A 4511-nucleotide genomic window follows, 5' to 3' on the forward strand; every position below is an offset into this window, starting at 1 on the left:
ACTATACAGGTAGCCCACGCCTCAAGCCGCAAGCCTTGGCGTATAATCCCGCCTTTTCCTTACCCATTCCTTTCCATGCAAAACGACCGTTGGCTGATCCACCGCCGCCTGGCTGAAGACACCGCGCAGCGGCTGGACATCGTGACCGCCACCCCGCAGCATGTTTTGTTGTTCGGCGCCGATGCCGACCACAGCCGCCGCCTGTTGGCCGAACGCTATCCCAAAGCCGTATTCAGCGAATACGATGCGCGCGCCGATTTTCTGCAGGCCTCGGCCGAAGCCCGCTGCAGCGGCTGGTGGCAGAAACTCACCGGCAAAAACAGCGTCGCCCAAAGCTGCCAGCCGCCCGATGCCGCCCTGCCCGAAGCGCAGGCCGACTGGCTGTGGGCCAATCTGGGGCTGGTGCCGGCTGCGGCCGCCCCCGTGCCGGTGTTGGAAAACTGGGCGCGCGCCCTGAAAACCGACGGCCTGCTGTTTTTCACCCATTTCGGCATTGACACCCTCGCCGAAATCACGGGCTACCTGAAACAGCAGGGCATCCGCGCCGACAGCCCGTTTACCGATATGCACGACTTGGGCGACATGCTGTTTCACCACGGCTTTTACGACCCGGTGATGGACACTGCCAAGCTGCATCTGAACTATGCCCGCGCCGACACTTTCTGGCAGGACATGGACACGCTGGGCATTTGGCAGGCGCTGTCCTTCGACGACGAAGCCGCCGCCCGCGCTGCGGTGAACCGAGGTTTTGCCGATGGTATTTTGGGCAGCGTGACCCTAGAAACCGTTTACGGCCACGCCCTCAAAAAACTGCAGCTGCCCGCCAACGAACAGCCGGTGCAGTTTTACCCCCGACCGCGCTGAGCGCTTTTGTCCATTATGTCCGACCGTCTGCCGTTTGCCGTCCGCCTCACCGATTTCTGCCAGCGCTTCGCCGAAACCGCGCCGCAGGTTTACCGCTTTGCGGCCCGATTTTGGCTGTGGCTGGGGCAGGCCTATCTGTTGCTGGCTCTGGCCTTGACGCTGCTGCTGGCTTTGGCGCTGCCGTTTCTGCTGCTGTCGCCGCCTGCCGGGCTGCTGGCGTATGTGGCGGAGCGGTGGTTTCCCGCCATCGCACCCTTGCTGTGGATGCCCGGTGCACTCCTGCCTTTGCTGATGTTTGTCTGGACGCTGGAGTGGTTTTTTACTTACTGCTCCATCATCCGCACCGCCTGGCGGATACCCGCCCCGCCAGAAGGCATCCGTCTGCAACGGGAGGAGGCGCCGGACTGGTTTGCCCTGATAGACGAAGAAGCCCGCGCCTGCCGCATCCGCATCCACGAAGTTTGGCTGCACGACGAATACGGCCTCTACAGCGCGCAGCGCCGCCTGTTCGGCCTGCCTTGGCGCAACCGCCTGCACATCGGCCTGCCGCTGTTGCAGAGCTTGGATGCCGACAGCCTGCGCCCGCTCATCGCCTACCAAGCCGCCCACCTGGCCGAGGGCTTCAGCGGCGCCAACGACACACTGTGGCTGCAACGGCGCCGCTGGGTGCAGCTGGCCGAACAATTTGAAGGCCGTTTGCTCGCGCCCCTGTTCCGGCCGCTCGTCCGCCGCTATCTGCCCTTTGCCGACATTTGGTGGCACACCCTGATGCGCCAGCAGGTGTTGCAGTGCGACCAAGCCGCCGCCCGCCGCTATTCAGGTGGCCTGTATGCCCAAGCCATGTGCCGTCTGCACGTGTTCGGCCTCGATTTCGACCGCCATTACTGGACAGCAGTTTGGACGCAGAGCGAACAGCATCTGCGCCCGCCGCAACTGCCCTTCGCTCACTACCCCGCCGCGCTGGACGACATCCGCCAACGGCACCACGCCCGCCTGCAGGCGCATCTGCAAGCGCTGCTCCAAACGCCCGCCTACATTCACGACAACCACCCCACCCTCGCCTGGCGGCTGGAAGCGCTGGACGAATATCCGCGCCTGTCGCTATCCGGGGGCAACGCCATGCACCTCTTGGGCAAAGCCGCCGACCCGCTGGTGGCGGAAACCGACCGCCGATGGTGGGCCGACGCCCGCGACAACTGGCGCGAACGCTATCAACAAGGCCAAACCGCCGTCCGCCGCCTGCAGGAACTCGACGCCGCCGCCGAAGCCGCGCCGCTGTCTTTGGACGAAACGCTGGAGCGCGCCTGGCTCACCGAGCGCGTCCGCCAAGACCGCGATGCCGCCTTCGCCTTACTGGAAGCGAGCTACCGTCAACATCCCGCACATCCGCCGCTGATGTTCGCCTACGGCCGCCAGCTGCTACTGCGCGACGATGCCGACGGCACCACCTTGGTACGCCGCGCCGCCGAACTCGACGAAGGGTTGATTTTCGCCGCCGCCGAAGAAGAGGCCGACTACCACCGGCGCAACGGCCGCCACGATGCCGCCGCCCACTACCAAGACCTCGCCGACCAGCGCCGTTACGAAGAAGAACAGGCCGGCTTCGAGCGCGCCGAATGGTTGCCCGACGACCCGCTGCAGCCGCCCGCCCTCAAGGAAAGCGAACTGGCCGACTGGCTGCGGCACATAGCCGATATGCCCGAAATCGACCAGATTTATCTGGCCCAAAAAACCGTACGCCATCTGCCGCAGCAGCCGCTGTATGTGATCGGCTACACCCTGAGCCTGCCCCGCCACACGCCCGACCGCGAAGAGCGGGCCGAGCACCTGCACCAGCGCCTGCTCAAGCTCCCCTTCCCCCACGAATTCTTTCTCATCCGCCTCGACAGCCGCAGCCGCCCCTACCGCCGCGCCTTGCAACGCGTGCCCCGTGCCCGCGTGCGCTGATGCCGCTGTTGCTCACGCTCGGGCGGCCAGTCAGCCTTGCCGCCGCCACTTCAAAACTTAGGCAAAAAACAGGCGGAAACACCATTTTGCAAATCAGCGAAGCCCCGGCAGGTTCCGTCTGCATACAGCAGGCTGAGACCTTTGCAAAACCCCCAGATGTGGATGCAGTTCAAGGCGTAGCCGCGCAGCGAACGTGAACGCCAGGAATCCCTGTGGGACAGACATATCATCTAGATAGGCAAGTGAGCGAGCAGTACCCATAGGGCATAAACGCACAACGCAGAAATGCGCCGTAGATGGGGGTTTTGCAAAGGTCTTCAGGCTACCTGAAAGCTTTTCAGGTAGCCTGAAGACCTTCTCCTGCACCCCAACACCGCTGCGCGTTATACTGTGCCCCTTTCCGAATTGTTCATTCCCGCAAAAGCGAGCTTGATATGCTGTACCGTTGGCTGTTGGCCCTGAAAAAACCGAGTAACCGTTTATGGGTGGAACCCGCCTTGGGCGCCGTGCTGGCCACCCTGTTTGCCTTTGCCGCCCGCCTGCTCAACATCTGGCTGCCGCCCGACACCCTTCCCGAGATCGAACTGGGCACGCTGGAGAGCCTGTTGGAGGTGATCTCCTCCAGCATGCTGGCGGTGAGCACCTTTTCACTGTCGATTATGGTATCGGCCTTCGCCTCGGCCGCCAGCAGCGCCACGCCCCGCGCCACCGAACTGGTGATGGGCGACGACACCACCCGCACCGCGATTGCCAGTTTCATCTCCGCCTTTATCTACGCCATCATCGCCAAAACCGCGCTGGGCATGGAGTTTTACGGCCAAAACGGCCGCTTCGTGCTGTTTGTGAGCACCGCCTTGGTATTGGCCTACCTGATCGTTACCCTGATCCGCTGGGTGCACACGCTCTCCCAATTGGGGCGCATGGGCAATACCTTAGACAAAATCCATACCGCCGCCTCGGCCGCCGTGCGCGCTTACCGCGCCCGGCCAAACATGGGCGCGGCCTGGCAGGGCAAACCGCACGCCGATGCCGCCGTGCTGTATGCCCGGGGCAACGGCTACCTCGCCCACATCGACATGGCCGGCCTGCAGAAACGGGCGGAAGAAGGCGAGGGCTACATCCACATTCTGGTGCGCCCCGGCGAACTGAATTATGCCCGACACCCCGCTGGCCACCGTCAGCGGCGGCGACATAAACACGGACACACTGCGCGGCTGCTTTATGCTCGACGTGGGCCGTGATTACGCCCAAGACCCGAGTTGGGGCTTCGTGGTGCTGAGCGAAGCCGCACAACGGGCGCTGTCGGCGGCGGTTAACGACCCCGGCACCGCCATCAATGTGATGACGCGCATGATGCGTCTGCTGCTGGACCATCCGAAAGCGGAACAGAAAGACGGGCCGGTTTACGACCGCTTGAGCATCGTGCGCCTAGACGAAGGCAAATGGATACGCGACGGCTTCGCCCCCATCGCCCGCGACGGTGCCGGCGTGGCCGAAGTGGGTTTGGTGATGCAGAAAGTGCTGGCCGGCATCCGGCGCGGTGCGCCCGAACCGGCGGTGGCCGCCGCTGCCGAGACCATGGCCCAACAGGCTTTGGCTCGGGCGGAGCAGGTTTTGGACTTCGACGGCGACAAACAAGCCCTGCGGGAAAAACACCGCCGTTTGTTTATCGACACGCTCTGAAACACCTGTGCAAAACA

At 63.6% G+C, this 4511-nt stretch carries 4 protein-coding genes and 1 pseudogene; 4 read left to right on the top strand and 1 reads right to left on the bottom strand.

Annotated elements, in window-relative coordinates; all coding sequences use genetic code 11:
• Positions 1 to 75: 75 nt before the first annotated feature.
• Both HMPREF9371_RS09035 and HMPREF9371_RS09040 read left to right on the top strand, forming a co-directional pair.
• Positions 76 to 864 (top strand): hypothetical protein, encoded by a 789-nt coding sequence (locus HMPREF9371_RS09035; RefSeq protein WP_040660434.1) that lies wholly within the window; start codon positions 76 to 78, stop codon positions 862 to 864.
• Between the two features lie 6 nt (positions 865 to 870).
• Complete coding sequence (locus tag HMPREF9371_RS09040; RefSeq protein ID WP_040660436.1) at positions 871 to 2811, top strand: M48 family metallopeptidase; 1941 nt, start codon at positions 871 to 873, stop codon at positions 2809 to 2811.
• A 93-nt stretch (positions 2812 to 2904) separates the two neighbouring features.
• Here HMPREF9371_RS09040 and HMPREF9371_RS13610 read toward each other — a convergent pair.
• A pseudogene (locus tag HMPREF9371_RS13610) lies at positions 2905 to 3122 on the bottom strand (ATP-dependent exonuclease).
• 123 nt (positions 3123 to 3245) lie between these two features.
• Here HMPREF9371_RS13610 and HMPREF9371_RS13795 point away from each other — a divergent pair.
• Positions 3246 to 4052 carry a DUF2254 family protein gene (locus HMPREF9371_RS13795; RefSeq protein WP_009119771.1) on the top strand — a complete coding sequence of 269 codons (807 nt, stop codon included), beginning with the start codon at positions 3246 to 3248 and terminating at the stop codon, positions 4050 to 4052.
• Entirely contained in the window at positions 3964 to 4494 is a 531-nt protein-coding gene (locus tag HMPREF9371_RS13800) for a DUF2254 family protein (RefSeq protein ID WP_009119772.1), read from the top strand. Before HMPREF9371_RS13795 ends, HMPREF9371_RS13800 begins: the two co-directional genes overlap by 89 nt.
• Positions 4495 to 4511: the final 17 nt, after the last annotated feature.

The organism is Neisseria shayeganii 871 (genome assembly GCF_000226875.1).
In the GTDB taxonomy this organism is placed as follows: Bacteria; Pseudomonadota; Gammaproteobacteria; order Burkholderiales; family Neisseriaceae; genus Eikenella; species Eikenella shayeganii.